Here is a 457-nt window from a genome sequence, read left to right on the forward strand (position 1 = left end):
GTTGCCCGCTCTTGCTGATCGCAAGGGTTGCAGACACTTCCAAAGGATCCCCAGTCCCAAAACTTTCGCATGTGTATTCACTACCTAATACTAACTTGATGTCGGATATTTTCTTGCGAAAAATCCAGTGACACAAGTTCAGCTAAAAGGAATGTTCTAATTCGCAGATTCTTCGTTTCGTTATCCAGTTTTCAAGGATCAAGTGCTGTGTTATTCGACTGACGCAAGCGCGGTGAATAACAACAACGAGTTTGAGAGTTGAACTCTCAAAACTGACCAACGAGTGAGTAACAGGCTTAAGACCTGATTTGGTTGCTTTGCTTACGCAAAGTGATCGGCGACCTTACGGTCAGCCTATTGTACCGTCCCCTACAGGAACGAGGTACTCCATAGAAAGGAGGTGATCCAGCCGCACCTTCCGATACGGCTACCTTGTTACGACTTCACCCCAATCATC

The 457-nt window shown here is 46.2% G+C and carries 1 rRNA gene; it reads right to left on the reverse strand.

The features are described from left to right. Positions 1 to 393: 393 nt before the first annotated feature. A 16S ribosomal RNA gene (locus tag KI362_RS25280) occupies positions 394 to 457 on the reverse strand; the annotation flags it as partial.

This window comes from Paenibacillus apis (genome assembly GCF_018333295.1).
In the GTDB taxonomy this organism is placed as follows: domain Bacteria; phylum Bacillota; class Bacilli; order Paenibacillales; family Paenibacillaceae; genus Fontibacillus; species Fontibacillus antibioticophila.